A 16,107-nucleotide genomic window follows, 5' to 3' on the forward strand; every position below is an offset into this window, starting at 1 on the left:
TCGCGGCTGTCCTCTTTTGATTTTCCAGGATATTCACTCCCTGTTCAAGGGTTCCCTGTGACTTCTTCTGTCTTTGGTTCAACATGTACATGTACATGCATGATGTTATGCGATCGTTTCAGACGCTCTTCCACTCTGTCACAGATTTGATGGCCTTCAATCAAGGTTAGGCCTCCATCCACTTCGATAACCACATCCACAAGTACATGACTTCCATGCACACGTGCCTTGACATCCTTGATTTTCTCAACACCGGGAACACGAGCTACGGAGGATCTGAGATCCGTCAGCTCTTTTTGATCAAATCCATCGGTAAGACGATGGGTAGAATCCCGAAAAATCTCCCAAGCCGTCTTGCAGATTAACAGACCTACAGCAATGGCAGCTACTTTATCCAACCACGGGAGTCCGAACTGCGCACCTATAATTCCAACGGCAGCGCCTATGCTGACCCAGGCATCCGAACGATTATCTTTTGCCGCGGCCATCAGGGCCTGACTATTAATCTGTTTAGCCAGACGGTGATTGTAACGATACACGCCTAACATCACCACAGCACAGACTACAGCCACAGCTGCCGCCCAGAGGTTTGGAGCAACAAAGGCTCCCTCATACCAGGAGCGAACCGCTTCAACCAATACTTGCAGCCCAACCATAGCCATAATAAATGAAGCCACCAAAGCAGCAACAGTCTCCGCTCTAAAATGACCATAGGCATGATCCGAATCAGGTGGTTTCTGGGAGATCCGAAGCCCGATCAATACAGCAACAGATGCCACAATATCCGTAAGGTTATTAAAACCATCGGCCAACAAGGCGCTGGAAGCAAATACATATCCACAGATCAGCTTAAAGGCGGACAAGACGAGATAGGCTACAATACTAACCCAAGCCCCTCGCTCCCCTTTTCGAATTTCTTCATAAGCGTTCAACCGGGCGACACTCCTTTAACGTTTCGTATTACGGTTTTTTCATGTTACCAAATGCGGAGCGTGTGGGTCTACAGAAACAGTGTTGCCAGGCTGCATTGCTGTAGGCAAGCCGAAACAAAGTTGCCAGACGGCAGGGCTGTAGTTAATGAGAAAGAATGTTGGCCTGGGTAAAACCAAAGGTTTTGAGCATTTTATCAGGTTGCCCTTGTGGGGCTTTTATAAAACGTATAAAATAGGTACATCCCGTCCAATCTGGACGGCTTACTGTAAGACCGGGAGGGAAATAACGATGAGCGAAAATAACGAACCGAAAAAGGTCAGTTTGCAGGATGCTATACGCCAAAAGCTAGCGCAAAAGAAAGAACAAGCAAATTCCGGTAACCAATCCAGCGCCTACTTTGAAGGCGGACCCAAAGCGATGAAGAGTCAAAACAACAAGAAGCCTAACAACCAACGTCGCCGTACTGGTGGATCTTAGGTCTTAAGGCCGCAGAGAAACCCATTAGATTACAAAAAGAACCGCAAGCCCTCTTCACAGAGGCTTGCGGTTCTTTCGTGTTCCTATGAAAATGCGCCGTAGTTGATGCTTCGTTTAAGCTTCTACCGGATACATTTTATTGCGCAGTTCTTTGATTTCATCACTTTCCAGATACTCGTCATAGCTCATTTGGCGATCAATGATGCCATTCGGCGTAATTTCGATAATCCGGTTAGCAATGGTTTGAATGAACTGATGGTCATGGGATGTGAACAGCATAGTGCCGTCAAAATCAATCATACCATTGTTCAGCGCTGTGATGGATTCGAGATCCAAGTGGTTCGTAGGCTCATCCAGAATCAATGCGTTAGCACCCGTCTGCATCATTTTCGCCAGCATACAGCGAACTTTCTCTCCCCCGGAGAGTACACTTGCCTTTTTCAGGGATTCCTCACCAGAGAACAGCATACGTCCCAAGAATCCACGCAAATACGTTTCATCCTGATCTTTGGAATATTGACGGAGCCAATCCACGAGCGTCATGTCTACACCATCAAAATATTTGGAGTTGTCTTTCGGGAAATAAGCTTGAGTTGTAGTTACACCCCAAGTGTATTCGCCGCTATCCAATTCCGTTTCACCCATCAGAATGTCAAACAGTAGTGACTTGGCATTCCCGTTTGGTCCAACAAATGCAATTTTATCCCCTTTGTTCACGACAAAGCTGATATCATTCAGCATTTTTACACCATCAATGGATTTGCTGATGCGATCTACGGTCAACAATTGTTTACCGGCTTCACGCTCAGGCTTGAAGTTGATAAACGGATATTTACGGTTCGAAGGACGAAGGTCATCCAGCGTGATTTTGTCGAGTTGTTTCTTCCGGGAAGTTGCCTGTTTCGATTTCGAAGCATTCGCGGAGAAACGTTGAATAAAGGCTTGAAGCTCTTTAATCTTCTCTTCTTTTTTCTTGTTGGCATCACGTTGCAACGCAAGTGCCAATTGGCTGGACTCGTACCAGAAGTCATAGTTACCTACGTACAGCTGGATTTTACCAAAGTCGATATCCGCAATGTGCGTACATACTTTGTTCAGGAAGTGACGGTCATGGGATACCACAATAACAGTACCTTCATAGTCCATCAAGAAGTTCTCAAGCCATTGAATGGATTCGAGATCCAAGTGGTTGGTAGGCTCATCGAGCAACAGGTTGTTTGGACGACCAAACAATGCTTGTGCAAGCAGGACACGAACTTTTTCGTTACCACTTAGTTCATTCATTTTCTTATCGTGCATGTCACGGTCGATACCCAGACCGATCAGGAGTGCCGCCGCATCCGGCTCAGCATCCCAGCCATTAAGCTCTGCAAATTCACCTTCAAGCTCACCTGCACGCAGTCCGTCTTCTTCGGTAAAGTCTGCTTTGGCATACAGTGTATCTTTTTCTTTCATAATGGCATAGAGGCGACTATGGCCCATAATTACCGTTTCGAGAACCGGATACTCATCATATTCAAAGTGGTTTTGCTTCAAAACGGCCATACGTTCGCCCGGGGTGATGTGCACCTCTCCCGAGTTTGACTCAATTTCACCGGACAAAATTTTCAAAAATGTTGATTTGCCGGCTCCATTGGCGCCGATGAGGCCGTAACAGTTTCCTGGTGTGAATTTGATATTTACATCTTCAAAAAGTGCACGTTTTCCGTAGCGGAGCGTGATGCCGCTTGTACTGATCATTAAGCATACCATCCTTTATTGGTTAATCTGCATACTGCATGAATAGCAAGTTGCGTAAATCCTGGATTCAATATCCCGATGCCTATTCTGGCACCATATTATAACACAAAAAAGCGGCAAATTCGAAAATTGGCCGCTTTTTACTGATTAAAGACTTGGTAAAAATACTGTTCATGCGGGTATACCCCTACATTAACATATTTGGCTCCCTTTTGTTAGTCCTGTTTACCTTCTTCATGCCGAATGCGAAGCGTTTCGCCATGACCAAGCACCCGAATCCGCTCTTTACCAATGCCTAGCCGTTCACGTTCAACTTCCAGACGATCCAGTGCTTCCTTAGGCGTATCATCTGCCAGCTTGAATGTGCCGTAGTGCATGGGCACCATAAGCTGGGAGCCGGTTTCAACGAACCCCTGCAGTGCTTCTTCAGGTGTCACATGCTGAGAAGTCATGAACCATTCTGGATCGTAAGCACCGATGGGCATCAGGGTAATACCAATGTCAAAGCGCTCTCCAATCGTCTTGAAACCTTGGAAGTAACCTGTATCCCCTACAAAATACAACACAGGCGGGCCACCCGAATCTTTGGGTGATTTGTTCTTCCCTGATTCCGCCGTGGATAAATGATCCTGATCGCTCTTTGTTGCAGCACTTTCCGCTGCAGAGGTCGTCGCTAGATGATGCTGTTCCAACACATAACCGCCCCAGTGGGACGTATTGGTATCGAACAGCGTCCGGCGCGTCCAGTGCTGTGCAGGGACAAAGGTTATTTTGACTCCGCCGAGTGTAATATGTTCCCACCACTTCATCTCATGGCACCGATGGAAACCTTTGCGAATCATCTTGCGCTTCAGACCATCAGGTACGATCAGCAATGTCTTGGCGGTAATCAGCTTCCGTAGGGAAGCCAGATGCAGATGATCATAGTGGGAATGGGATATCAGAATGACATCCAATGGTGGAATATCCTGAATCGGAATCCCCGGGGCACCGAGTCTTCGTTGAAATCCCATTTTTTCGGCCCACACCGGGTCAGTCACGATGTTCAATCCATAATATTGAATGAAAAACGTGGAGTGACCAATCCAGGTAATACTTGTGTCCTCCCGATTGGCATGCAGATAATCCAGTTCAGGCGGGTGTTTGGGCACGGTGTAGGAGTAGTCCTTCACTTTATTGCGCCGCTGCTCCCTCCATTGCTTGAATTCCTTCAGCGTTTTGTCCGTACTTACATTATCAATGTTGTTATAACGGATTTTAGGCATGAAAGGGTCATCCTCCCTTCCTGATTTCTTAACAACAGATTACCCCAAACGGGAATGCACGTACCAGTTAATCAATCCTTCGGATTTTTGCATACGGCCAGATATATGAACAGAAAGACAATCGCAGCCATAATGATAAGTGGCGGGGCATACATAATCGTGAATGTCTCAAAAAAACTCAACCCGGTTATACCGGGTATGCCCGTGACTCCCTCAGAAGATAGTGGATACAGCAAGGGAGTCATAAGTAGGAACATGTTCAGCAGCATGAACAGACTCATCCTTTCTTTTTACCAGAATTACCACGTACATAATTGGCATCGAACAGGAACAGCTTCATAATCAGCACAAGCGACGGAATCAGCACGAGCAGCCCCAGGCTGAACGCCGTAATCAGTGCAATCCCCATCGTACGATTAGTAAAGCTGTCATAGATATTAATGTAGGGATACAGGATATACGGAAGGTGGGATCGCCCGTAACCATACCAGGCAAAGGCAAACTGAAGCATGACAGCGATAAAACACCAGCCCAGATATTTGCGTTTCCACACCAGCGACACCGCAATGACAAAGCAGATAAACGAAGCAATGAACATCCATGAGATATTCACCATCTGCTCAAAATGTGCGGGATTCTGTTTGTTAATCTGCAGAAATGCCAGAAAACTCGCAAAAATGGTGGGCAAGCTCCACAGCAATGCATACTCTCGAAGCACCTCAAATGCCGGCTCATCCCCTGCCCTTTTTGCATAATAGGAAAGAAACATCGCCGAGATGTACAGCACACTGACCAGTGCAAGCAAAACAACCGACCAGGTATAGGGATTCGTCAAAAATTCACGCCAGCGAAAAAACACCTCTTCGCCCACCTGCTCAATGATTCCACCCTCGGATATCGCCAAAATGGTGGAGAATACCGCCGGAATAAGCAAGCCCGTCGCTCCGTACAATGCCATGTAGATCCGGCTGTTCTCCCCATGGTTGCCATAAGTATTGTAGGCATAATACACCCCCCGGATGGCAAGCAGTACAATGGCCAAAGAACCCGGAACCAGCAAAGCAGTCCCATAGTAGAAGGCGCTGTCCGGATAAAACCCGACCAAGCCGACCACAAAAAAGATCAGAAACACATTCGTCACTTCCCACACGGGAGACAGGTAGCGCTGAATGATGTTATGAATTTTGTTCTCGTGCCCGGTCAAAATGCTGTAAAAGCTGAAGAACCCAGCACCAAAATCAATTGAAGCGACAATCAGGTAACCGAACAAAAACGTCCACAATATCGCAATGCCTGCAATTTCGAAACTCAATGCACGATCCCTCCTTCAAGCCCCAGAGACGCCAGTTCCTTCTCTGCTTCCTTGTTGCGGAACAGCTTGCTGAGCACTCGAATGCACGAGAAACATAGAATCAGATACAGTAAAATAAACAACACCAGCATCCATCCTACCGAAGTCGACGTCGTGGCTGCTTCCGACACCTTCATATACCCGCGTAAAATCCAAGGCTGTCTGCCAACTTCAGCGAACATCCACCCCAGCTCGATAGCAATCATGGCCAGAGGACCCAGCAAGACAATGCCGAGCAACAGCCATTTGGGATATGGCTTGCGCCCTGGCAACCACCGACGCAGTACATATAACACAGGAATCATCAGGATGATCACTCCGGTTGTGACCTTCAGGTCGAACATATAATGAATGGACAGTGGTGGCCTCAGGTCCGCTGGATATTCTTCGAGACCTTTCACTTCCGTATCAGGACGATTCCCCGCCAAAATGCTGAGTGCATAAGGAATCTCAATGGCGTATTTTACTTCATTGTTCTCATCCAAAATGCCCCCATAGACAAGCGGTGCCTCTTTCATCGTCTTGAAATGCCATTCTGCGGCAGCCAGCTTCTCCGGCTGATATTTCGCCAGGAATTTACCGGAAGAGTCCCCGATCATGACGGTGCTGATGGCAAAGACAAGCGCAGATACCGTCGTGAGTTTTAGTGCTTTTTTGTAATACACATGATCCCGTCCCCGAAGCAAACTGAAGGCGGCTATCCCCGCCAGGATACCTGCACTCAGAGTGTAAGATGAGGCGAGTACATGGGACACCTTGGTTGGTGTTGCCGGATTCAACATGGCAGCAATCGGATGAATGTCCTTCATGATGCCATTAATCAGGGTGAACCCCTGAGGCTGATTCATGAAGGAGTTCACCGTCGTAATGAAAATCGCAGAGGCAGATGAACCAAGAGCTACCGGAATCAACAACAGCATATGCGTGTATTTTTTTTTGAAACGATCCCATGTATAGAGGTAAATTCCCAGAAAGATCGCCTCGATAAAAAAGGCAAACGTCTCCATAAAAAGTGGCAGGGCAATGGCCTGACCTGCTACCCGCATAAACATCGGCCACAGCAGACTAAGCTGTAATCCGATCGAGGTGCCTGTAACGACACCAACGGCAACGGTGATGACAAAACCTCGTGCCCACCGACGTGCCAGCAAGGTGTAATGCATATCATTGGTTCGTAGTCCTCGCCACTCGGCCAAAGCAATCATAAGGGGAACGCCTACACCGATAGAGGCAAAAATAATGTGTACGAACAGGGTCAGGCCGGTTAGTATCCGGCTGAGCAAAACAGGGTCCAGGGATGACATGGTTACACTCCTCTTTCACATAATCGTTATGTAAGACAGCAGTTACTCTGCTTGAACGTGTATCTCAATAACTCATGATTCGGATGATGCTTTTCACAACGGCATACAGCACAACCACAGCGGCAACCAGACAGACGATGATGAGTGTTTTCTCTTGTTTACGGAACATATTCCTGCCGTCCTCCTTTTGCATGGGATGCAAATTATGGCTCTATAGACAGTTTGCAAAAGAAGTTGTTTTTTTATCCGGGAAAATTGAAAAACAAAAAAAGCCTTTCCCTTTATCACGCTTACGCGCTCAAGGGCAAAGGCTCTATTCCTAGGAATCATACTTAAATATGGATCATTAAAAAGTGAGACACATCTCTTCATCCATCATTACATTCAAACCAATACATCCTGCTTGGGCAGTCTTACCTTGAATGTACTTCCCTTGCCCGGTGCAGATATAAAGGTCAGCGTTCCCTTGTGATCCTCTACAATTTTACGGGAGATGTACAACCCGATTCCTGTTCCACCAATCTGCCGATGGTCCGAATTATCCACTCGATAAAATTTGTTGAATAACATGTCCTTCTCTTGCTCCGCAATCCCTATTCCATAATCACGGACATCAAGACATAGCCACTCCTCTTCTTCCCATAACGTAACATCGATGCGATCGGCTCCTGGAGAATACTTGACTGCGTTGCCCACCAGATTATGCAGAACCTGAACCATCCTGTTCTGGTCCGCGTAAGCAAAAAAGTCTCCATTAAACGTATGCACGTAGATTCGTTGGGCAGACTTCATATTCCACTGTTCAGCAACCCCTTCTACCAACTCAACCAGCGGTACATACGTCATATGGTAAGTCATGCCCTCATTATCGAGGCGCTGAATATCGAGTACATCATCGAGCAGACTGCTGAGCCGCTTGCCCTCGGAAGCGATCGTCTGCATGAATTCCTGCTGCTGAGCTGCTGGAAGGTCGTACATCATCATGAGTTCCACATACCCCATAATGGTGGCTACAGGCGTTCGAAGCTCATGAGATACCACGCTGATCAGTTCATTCTTCATCCGATCCAGCCGTTCTTCTCCCGTCCGGTCCCGGAAGACCAGCAGAAAGCCATGGTTTTTCCCCGGTACATCCATCTGCTTCATATATAACGAGAATACACTTTTCTCCGCATTGTTAAATATAAATTCAGTCTCAATAAATGCTGTTTCACCATCCAGAAATGCTTTGGTCTGTTCTAGCAGATTGAAATTATCCGTTAATACCATCGTATCAATCGCCTGCGCCAAATCTTCAATAGATCTGCCCAGAAAATCACCCAAACCAAACATCTCTTCGATCCTGCGGTTGACGATGGTTATGGTCCCTGATCGATCTGACATCACGAGCCCTTCCCGTACGGATTCAATAAATTGCTCACTGATATCTCGCTGTTCCTGAATGGCAATCTTTTCATTGAACAACTCCAGGTTCAGCTTCTCCAGCGCAAGAGCATGACGCACACGATCTTCTTCTGCTCTGGTCCGCTCCGTAATATCCTTGATAAACAGGTTATATAACGTCTCATTCTTGCCAAGCTGAATTTCTACAATTTTGTACTCAATCGGAAAGACGGAACCATCCCGGCGAATCCCTGAAATTTCATCTACGATCGTATATCTCTTACCTTCAACATAATCGAATCGCTCCAACAATTTCTTGATCTCGATGCAGCTTGCCCCCTGGAAAAGAGACGGTGCTTCCTTCTGTTGGATCACTTCTTCCCGACGTAACCCAAACATTCTTTCAGCCTCTGGATTAAACTCAACGATCTGTCCATTGGAGTCCACAGCGATAATGGCATCAATAGAGGATTCAATGATTGCACGTTTGACCTCTTCACTATTCTTGAGTTCCTTGGTGCGTTCTACGACCCTGTCCTCCAGCGTTAACTTGTCATGACGAATCTGTTCGAATTGTTCCAGCAGCACATCGGCCATTTTACGCAAATTACCAATCAGGATCTGTACTTCGGTTACATGGCTGGTGGGCCACTCCAGCTTCCCGTTTCGAAACAATATTCTCGGCAGAGAACCCGTCATTCTGGTCAGTCTTAACAGTGGGCTAACGACTTTTCTACTGAGAGGAGCCGCTACAATCATAGAAGCCACAATGATGATGAACAGGGATTGCAGCGTAGTCAGATATATCGATTCAATTCGGGGGTAATACTTGGACGAGTCAGTCACAATAAATACCCGATAAGGTGTTATATTTTTCATTTTTGCTTCGTAGATAAAGATGGCTTGTCTCCAATGATTCAATACATCGCTGTAATGGATATTAGCAGAACTTTTCAGCATGAGGTTATCCTTCGACTTCAGAATATTGAACCTGTCCATGTCCAGGTACCCACCAGGCTGAAGTGTATTTAAACCAGAAGCGATGACTGTATCATTCCGATCAAGCAGTATCACATTCACACCCAATAGATGATGATAACGCGCCATATTTTGTTCCATATTCTCGGATGTAACATACTCTTCATCAAGATCCTGTACAACCGCACTCGATGCGTATTTCATCTCACGTAATATGGCATCATTCATTTGACTCAACTGTCTTTGGCTATCGGCGGATAACAATACGAGCGAAACAAATACCACGAAGGCGACTACGTATTTAAACGCAATCCTTGTGAGTGGAATGGTTCCCGTGCGTTTTAATCTTTGCTCACCCATAGTGATCCAGAAATCCACCACAATACCTGCAATTAGAGCATTTACCATGCCAATCACGGCAATATACATATACTCATACTTCAAATCTTCTATATCCAAGCCCAACACATAATGTCCGCAATAGATAACCGGAAGTAACATCACTACCCAGAAGACAGCATTCGCCTTGATTAGGCTTCCGTTCTTCCAACGAATCTGCCAACCAAGCATCCAGAGCAATTCAATGAAATGCGCCATCATTACGGTTAAATTCCGTGGCTCGAAGCCGGCAATGATGTTATTCAACAGATGGATGACTGTAAAGGTGACCAATCCATAGATAGCCCCATGCAAACGAAGAGCAATGAGTACTGCTGCGCTGCCCACCATAATTTGCACACCATAGAATAACGTCAGTGGAAAAATAGTGCTTAGTGAGCCTAGCATAATTAGTATGCAGGTCCCAATCCAGGGAATCTGCAGCTTCGAGATCACCCAATCCAGCATCTGTATCTTCTTTATATGATCCATTAGCAGTTAACCTCATGAATCATTTTTTCTTCTGTTTTCAACAACAACGTTGGTTCCCCCTATAAACTTAAGCGGATACAATCTACATTTTTTCCCCTTAACTCGTTCTGATCTATTATACTGTAATTAGTAGTTGGTGTAGATTTGGGAAATTCTGAGTCATCGGCAACCTAATTGCATTCATGCTAAGATATTGAAGCTCAATAAAAAAAGTTTATTCCTTCTCTACATACACATCCTATATTTTGGAATACAAACATTAAAAAATTTGCGGCATTTATTCGCAATTCACCTTGTTTTTTTAGTAGTTTCTTAACATATTATTTTCACCAGGAGTGTGACCCTATGACGATCAAAGTACTTCTTATAGAGGATGAGAAAAATCTGGCCGACATGATTGCTTTCTTTCTGGAGGAGGAAGGATACATCACTGAACGGGTTCAACATGCCCGCGAGGCTCTTCAACTGTTTCCACAATTCCAGCCGGATATTGTTGTAACGGATCTCATGCTTCCTGAAATGGATGGAAATGATCTCGTAGAAGCCTTTCGCCAGCACTCCACTGTGCCTATTCTAATGATCTCCGCAAGCACCATGCTGAACGATCGACTGCGCGCATTACATAATGGTGCGGATGACTTTCTGTGCAAACCATTTAGTTTGAAAGAGTTGGATGCACGGATTAAAGCACTGCTGCGAAGATCAATCATTTCCTATCAGGATAAACCGGCAAAGGAAGACAAGCAGGCAGAGGTTACTGGGCATGTGAATGTGAATGAGTACAGAAGAACCCTGTTTGTGGATGGTGTTGAAATCGAGGTCACTCATATTGAGTTTGAGATTATGAAGGAATTGTACCGAAATCCGGGTAAAGTGTTCACCCGCAATGAACTGATGGATCGAATCAAAGGCTCCGAACGCGCCTATCTGGATCGTACCATCGATGTTCATATCTCAAGTCTGCGTAAAAAAATTGAGCCTGACCCCAAGAACCCACGTTATATTAAGACGGTTTGGGGAACAGGCTATAAATATGTGATCTAATCACGATCGTAACAATTGAAGTTAAAAACTATAGCCACATCCCTCTTTTATCTCATGGATAAGATGGGCGGTATGGCTATTTCTGATTTGTGGACAGACGATGAATGAAACCAATTCTCCATTTCCTTGATGAGATGATCCGGGTCTTGCTCGTTCCAGAGAAACATCTTCATCTCACCCGTGCCTGTAATCTGTTGCAGGTGTCGCTTCCGAATGAGGGATTTGAAATCAGTAATGACCAGTAACGGAAGTTGTGGCATAAAAGCCCGAATGGCATTTGCTGCTGACACTGCTTCTTCGGCAATCTGATAATCAACAATACAATACCGGGCATTTTCCCAACTTCCCCGATGTGTTTCTATCGCAGAACCAGATGTTGAGTCCTCCATCCAGTTCCTGAACAATTGAATAATATTCTCATATGCAATACGACGTTTACCATCCGAGAGCACGGTAATGGGTTCCATAAGTATAACCTCCAGTTGTTTCTTCCTATTATTGTGCCAATTTTCGTTTAAAAATGTTTGTGAGTGAACATGAAAGAAGTGTTAACAAATTTCGCACTTCTTCACACTAAGTGTCAGATATGCCCATATCGCTTCTGGTTGATTTCGCAGATTCCACACATTGATGTAAAATAGAGAAATACCCGTGTGATTTAATTAACGGGAGGTTAAGGATGAATTTGGTATTATAGGAGGTTACACTGATGAATATTGTTTCCATTGAACCAACACCGAGTCCAAATACGATGATGCTGCATCTCGATGAACGTCTGGAGGACGGAATTCGCAGAACATATACACTGGACAACGAACGATCCGCCCCGGCGTTCATTCGCCAGATGCTTCATATTCCCGGCGTAAAGAGTGTATTTCACACGACCGACTTCGTGGCGCTTGATCGCAAAGGAAACGCAGACTGGTCTGTCATTCTGGGCGAAGTCCAGAATCGTCTCGGACAGGAAGGCATCAATCTGGACTGGATTGAGTCTGAGGACGGATCTGGCGAACACTTCGGAGAAGCACAGGTATTCGTTCAGTTCTTTAGAGGGGTACCCATGCAAATCAGGGTTAAGGCCGGAGCCAAAGAAGAACGAATCTCGCTGTCAGATCGTTTTGTCAAAGCCGTTACCGAAGTTGCCAGTGCAACCATGATCAAAGAACGTAAACTGAGTGATTACGGCGTTCGTTACGGCGAATTGCCGGACATCGCACGCGAAGTTGAGCAAGAGCTGGAAGCGGCCTATCCGCCAGAACGACTGGAGCAGGTCATCCAACAGGCGATTGAACATGGTACCAACTCCGAAGAATTTATTGAGCGTCGTCGCGAACTGGATGGTGCCGAACTCGAAGAGGCCTTGCGTAACAGTGACTGGAATGTTCGCTATGCTGCCTTGGACGGCATGGAGCCTACAGCAGAAAGATTGCCGCTTGTAGCTCAAGCTCTGCATGATGACAAAATGCAGATCCGGCGTTTGGCCGTGGTATACCTGGGTGACATTCGTACACCGGAAGCAATGGAACTGCTGTATGAAGCGCTCCAGGACAGTTCACCTGCGGTACGCCGTACGGCCGGGGATACCTTGTCTGATATCGGCGATCCTGCCGCCACACCAGCCATGACAGCAACATTATCGGATAAAAGTAAACTTGTCCGCTGGCGTGCTGCACGTTTTCTATATGAGGTCGGTACAGAAGAAGCAGAGCAAGCGTTGCGAGTTGCAGCCGATGATCCCGAATTCGAAGTCAGCCTGCAAGCCAAGATGGCTCTGGAACGAATCGAATCCGGCGAACAAGCTGCCGGAACGGTATGGCAACAGATGGCCGGCCGCAACAAAAAAGAGGAATAGTCGTCCCTCAAACCTCACATCCAACAATTGTTATTGCACTGGAAAAGCACGCGCGTTATACTGGTTGTCTGTTTACTAAACTGAACACACCGTGTTAAGTTGCGTTGTTCATAATTTCATAGACAATAGATACACCTCATCCATGAATGGTGAGGTAGAGGTCGCGGGTGCGATCAGTACGCTGAAGGAGGCGCTAAGGAGCCGCTTATGAGATCAGCCGAAAGGTGCACCCGCCGAAGCTTACTGGACGTTCCTTATACGGTCCGGTGGGCTGGGGCTGCTGTCGAAAGGCGCAGAACTGTCACGGAAGTACATTTCCTTTGTATAAAGGTATGAATTCTTCTGTGTTGAGCTATCTTAATCATCTGGGACATGGTGCGGACATTGAAATATTAAAGACCGCAGGCTGATGCCTGTGGTCTTTTTGTTTAGGAAGCAATTATCGCAAACATCAGTATATCGAATGAAGGAGTGTTTCCATGCAAGACCGCAGTAACCCAACAACAACTAGACCTTCCCTGAAAAAAGGATTACGCGCACGCCATATGACGATGATCGCCCTCGGTGGCTCAATTGGAACCGGGCTGTTTCTCGCAAGTGGTACCGCCATCTCAACCGCAGGCCCTGGCGGGGCATTAATTGCATACGCGGCCGTTGGCATCATGGTCTATTTCCTCATGACCAGCCTTGGTGAGCTTGCTACCTTTATGCCGGACTCCGGTTCATTTAATACGTATGCCGCACGTTTTGTCGATCCCGCCCTCGGGTTCGCCATGGGCTGGAACTTCTGGTATAACTGGGCGGTAACCATCGCGGCAGAGCTTGCTGCCGCAACAGTGCTCATTAAATACTGGTTCCCTGACAGTTCGTCCATGTTATGGAGCTTACTGTTCCTCGTGCTGATCTTTGCCTTGAATGTCCTGTCCGTCAAAGGATACGGGGAGTCCGAGTACTGGTTCGCCATTATCAAGGTAGCTACCGTTATTATCTTCCTGGCCGTTGGTGTGCTTATGATCTTTGGTATTATGGGCGGAGAAGCCGTTGGTTTCAGCAACTTCACCATCGGTGATGCGCCCATTCATGGCGGATTCTTCGCCGTGTTAGGCGTATTCATGGCTGCGGGATTCTCCTTCCAGGGTACCGAGCTTATCGGAGTAGCCGCCGGGGAAAGTGAAAATCCGCGCGAAAATGTACCTCGTGCCATTCGGCAGGTATTCTGGCGCATTCTGATTTTTTACATTTTGGCGATTACCGTGATCAGTCTGATCATCCCGTATACTCATCCGAATTTGCTCAAAGGAGATCTGGAAAATATCGGGGTCAGCCCGTTCACACTGGTGTTTGAAAAAGCAGGACTCGCCATTGCGGCTTCCGTCATGAATGCCGTTATTCTAACTTCCGTACTCTCTGCCGGAAACTCAGGCATGTATGCTTCAAGCCGGGTTCTCTATGCCCTTGCCCGAGACGGTAAAGCGCCTCGGTTCCTCGGTAAGCTGAACAAAAAAGGCATTCCCATGAATGCCTTGCTGCTTACCACAGCCGTTGGCATGTTGGCATTTCTTGCCTCCCTATTCGGCGATGGCATTGTGTATACCTGGTTGCTGAATGCATCCGGTATGTGTGGTTTTATTACTTGGCTAGGTATCGCTATCAGTCATTATCGCTTCCGTCGTGCATACGTTGCACAAGGCAGGGACCTAAGCGATCTGCCTTACCGGGCACGTTGGTTCCCGTTTGGGCCGATCTTTGCCTTTGTCCTGTGTATTATCGTGATTATTGGACAGAACTATCAGGCATTTACGGGTGACGAGATCGACTGGAGTGGAGCCATCGTTGCCTATCTGAGCGTCCCCCTGTTCCTCGTGTTGTGGCTTGGTTACAAATGGATCAAAAAAACCAAAGTGGTGCCGCTGAAGGAATGTGATTTCACACCTACCGATGCACCAAGTAACAAATAGTAGCTCCAACGTACTATCATCTACAGATACAATTGACTTTATATAATAAAACCTCCCCGTGGCGTTGCAGTTTTCATTCTGTAGCGATACGGGGAGGTTTTTTGGTGACGGCCCCTTCGAACATTCCTGTACCTCTTCGTCCTTTCGTCTCCTGTCCATATTTTGTATAGGTCTGTAAGTAAAAATAGATAAAGGTATACTATTTTTCTTGAACAACGGGAGTTGATGCATAATGAAAAAATTCTCTATCCTGCTCATTCTGCTGGGCATGCTGATCATCAGCTTTCCTTTCCTACGGGACACGTATTATGACTGGCAGCAAACCCGTGTGATGAACGATCTGGAGCAACTGCAAGACGGCTTGTCCAAGCTGAATCACGCCTTCGAACAAGGCATACAGGATGCAGCTTCCGCCGAGCCAACTACTGACAATACAGATATAGTGCAAGACGAATCTTCGGATACGTTGGGGGTACTCTCCATTGACAAGATTGATGTCCGCTTGCCGATTTTGGAGGGTGCCACGGAAGCAAACATGAAGGTAGCTGCAACCCACCTTGTCGAAACCAATAGAATCGGTAACAAAGGTAATGCCGCCATTGCCGCTCATCGCGCCCACAAAAAAGGACGACTGTTCAATCGCTTGGGAGAACTCCAGATTGGCGATTCAATGGAAGTCACCCTGGCAGATCGAACGATCATCCATTATAAGATAGATCGGATATCCGTTGTGGAGCCTAATGACTTGTCCGTGCTGGAAGACCCCGGACTTGGACAGGTCCTTACCTTGATTACCTGTGATCCACTCGTCAATCCAACACATCGGTTAATTGTAAGAGCCATTAAAGTAAATCCTGACGTCGCTGGATTTGATCTTCCTTAAGGTTCAACCGAAATAAAATAAAACACCCTCTAGTATATTCACACCGTGACTCTGGGTCACTTGTGAAGC

Annotated in this window: 13 protein-coding genes and 1 riboswitch; of the genes, 5 read left to right on the forward strand and 8 right to left on the reverse strand. The window is 46.5% G+C overall.

All coding sequences use genetic code 11. The features are described from left to right. Window positions 1-44 precede the first annotated feature (44 nt). Window positions 45-932, reverse strand: coding sequence for a cation diffusion facilitator family transporter (locus MKX40_RS26180; RefSeq protein ID WP_339237738.1), 888 nt, complete (start codon window positions 930-932; stop codon window positions 45-47). A gap of 289 nt (window positions 933-1,221) precedes the next feature. Here MKX40_RS26180 and MKX40_RS26185 point away from each other — a divergent pair, with 289 nt between their 5' ends. After that, window positions 1,222-1,410, forward strand: coding sequence for a hypothetical protein (locus MKX40_RS26185; protein WP_017692261.1), 189 nt, complete (start codon window positions 1,222-1,224; stop codon window positions 1,408-1,410). Between the two features lie 114 nt (window positions 1,411-1,524). Here the strand turns inward: MKX40_RS26185 and MKX40_RS26190 are convergent, their stop codons facing one another. The 6 genes from MKX40_RS26190 to MKX40_RS26215 form a co-directional block, all read right to left on the reverse strand. Then, window positions 1,525-3,150, reverse strand: coding sequence for an ATP-binding cassette domain-containing protein (locus MKX40_RS26190; protein ID WP_091038559.1), 1,626 nt, complete (start codon window positions 3,148-3,150; stop codon window positions 1,525-1,527). A gap of 215 nt (window positions 3,151-3,365) precedes the next feature. Beyond that, a complete protein-coding gene (locus MKX40_RS26195) occupies window positions 3,366-4,415 on the reverse strand; it encodes an MBL fold metallo-hydrolase (protein ID WP_339237740.1) in 1,050 nt (349 codons plus the stop codon). A 71-nt stretch (window positions 4,416-4,486) separates the two neighbouring features. Continuing rightward, window positions 4,487-4,684 carry a hypothetical protein gene (locus MKX40_RS26200; protein WP_339237742.1) on the reverse strand — a complete coding sequence of 66 codons (198 nt, stop codon included), beginning with the start codon at window positions 4,682-4,684 and terminating at the stop codon, window positions 4,487-4,489. Between the two features lie 8 nt (window positions 4,685-4,692). Next, window positions 4,693-5,727, reverse strand: a complete 1,035-nt coding sequence (locus MKX40_RS26205; RefSeq protein ID WP_339237744.1) for a cytochrome d ubiquinol oxidase subunit II — start codon at window positions 5,725-5,727, stop codon at window positions 4,693-4,695. Beyond that, the gene (locus MKX40_RS26210) at window positions 5,724-7,070 is read right to left on the reverse strand and encodes a cytochrome ubiquinol oxidase subunit I (protein WP_339237746.1); all 1,347 of its coding nucleotides are present in this window, start codon (window positions 7,068-7,070) and stop codon (window positions 5,724-5,726) included. The genes MKX40_RS26205 and MKX40_RS26210 overlap by 4 nt, the downstream gene beginning before the upstream one ends. A gap of 384 nt (window positions 7,071-7,454) precedes the next feature. After that, window positions 7,455-10,301 (reverse strand): ATP-binding protein, encoded by a 2,847-nt coding sequence (locus tag MKX40_RS26215; RefSeq protein ID WP_339237748.1) that lies wholly within the window; start codon window positions 10,299-10,301, stop codon window positions 7,455-7,457. Between the two features lie 345 nt (window positions 10,302-10,646). On the opposite strand from MKX40_RS26215, the gene MKX40_RS26220 reads away from it, so the two are divergent. Beyond that, window positions 10,647-11,345 (forward strand): response regulator transcription factor, encoded by a 699-nt coding sequence (locus MKX40_RS26220; RefSeq protein ID WP_339237750.1) that lies wholly within the window; start codon window positions 10,647-10,649, stop codon window positions 11,343-11,345. Window positions 11,346-11,392: 47 nt separating this feature from the next. On the opposite strand, the gene MKX40_RS26225 is transcribed toward MKX40_RS26220, so the two are convergent. Continuing rightward, window positions 11,393-11,812 carry a hypothetical protein gene (locus tag MKX40_RS26225; protein ID WP_339237752.1) on the reverse strand — a complete coding sequence of 140 codons (420 nt, stop codon included), beginning with the start codon at window positions 11,810-11,812 and terminating at the stop codon, window positions 11,393-11,395. Window positions 11,813-12,054: 242 nt separating this feature from the next. Between MKX40_RS26225 and MKX40_RS26230 the strand changes: the two genes are divergently transcribed. The 3 genes from MKX40_RS26230 to MKX40_RS26240 all read left to right on the forward strand — a co-directional run bounded on the left by MKX40_RS26230 (window position 12,055) and on the right by MKX40_RS26240 (window position 16,038). Then, on the forward strand, window positions 12,055-13,197 hold the full coding sequence (locus MKX40_RS26230; protein WP_339237754.1) for a virulence factor: 1,143 nt from the start codon (window positions 12,055-12,057) through the stop codon (window positions 13,195-13,197). A 147-nt stretch (window positions 13,198-13,344) separates the two neighbouring features. Next, a riboswitch (Lysine riboswitch) is annotated at window positions 13,345-13,560 on the forward strand. Window positions 13,561-13,676: 116 nt separating this feature from the next. Next, window positions 13,677-15,155 (forward strand): amino acid permease, encoded by a 1,479-nt coding sequence (locus MKX40_RS26235; RefSeq protein WP_339237756.1) that lies wholly within the window; start codon window positions 13,677-13,679, stop codon window positions 15,153-15,155. A gap of 232 nt (window positions 15,156-15,387) precedes the next feature. Further along, window positions 15,388-16,038: a class D sortase gene (locus MKX40_RS26240; RefSeq protein ID WP_339237758.1), complete on the forward strand. Its 651-nt coding sequence runs from the start codon at window positions 15,388-15,390 to the stop codon at window positions 16,036-16,038. The last annotated feature ends 69 nt before the right edge of the window (window positions 16,039-16,107 follow it).

The organism is Paenibacillus sp. FSL R5-0517, from assembly GCF_037974355.1.
GTDB lineage: Bacteria > Bacillota > Bacilli > Paenibacillales > Paenibacillaceae > Paenibacillus.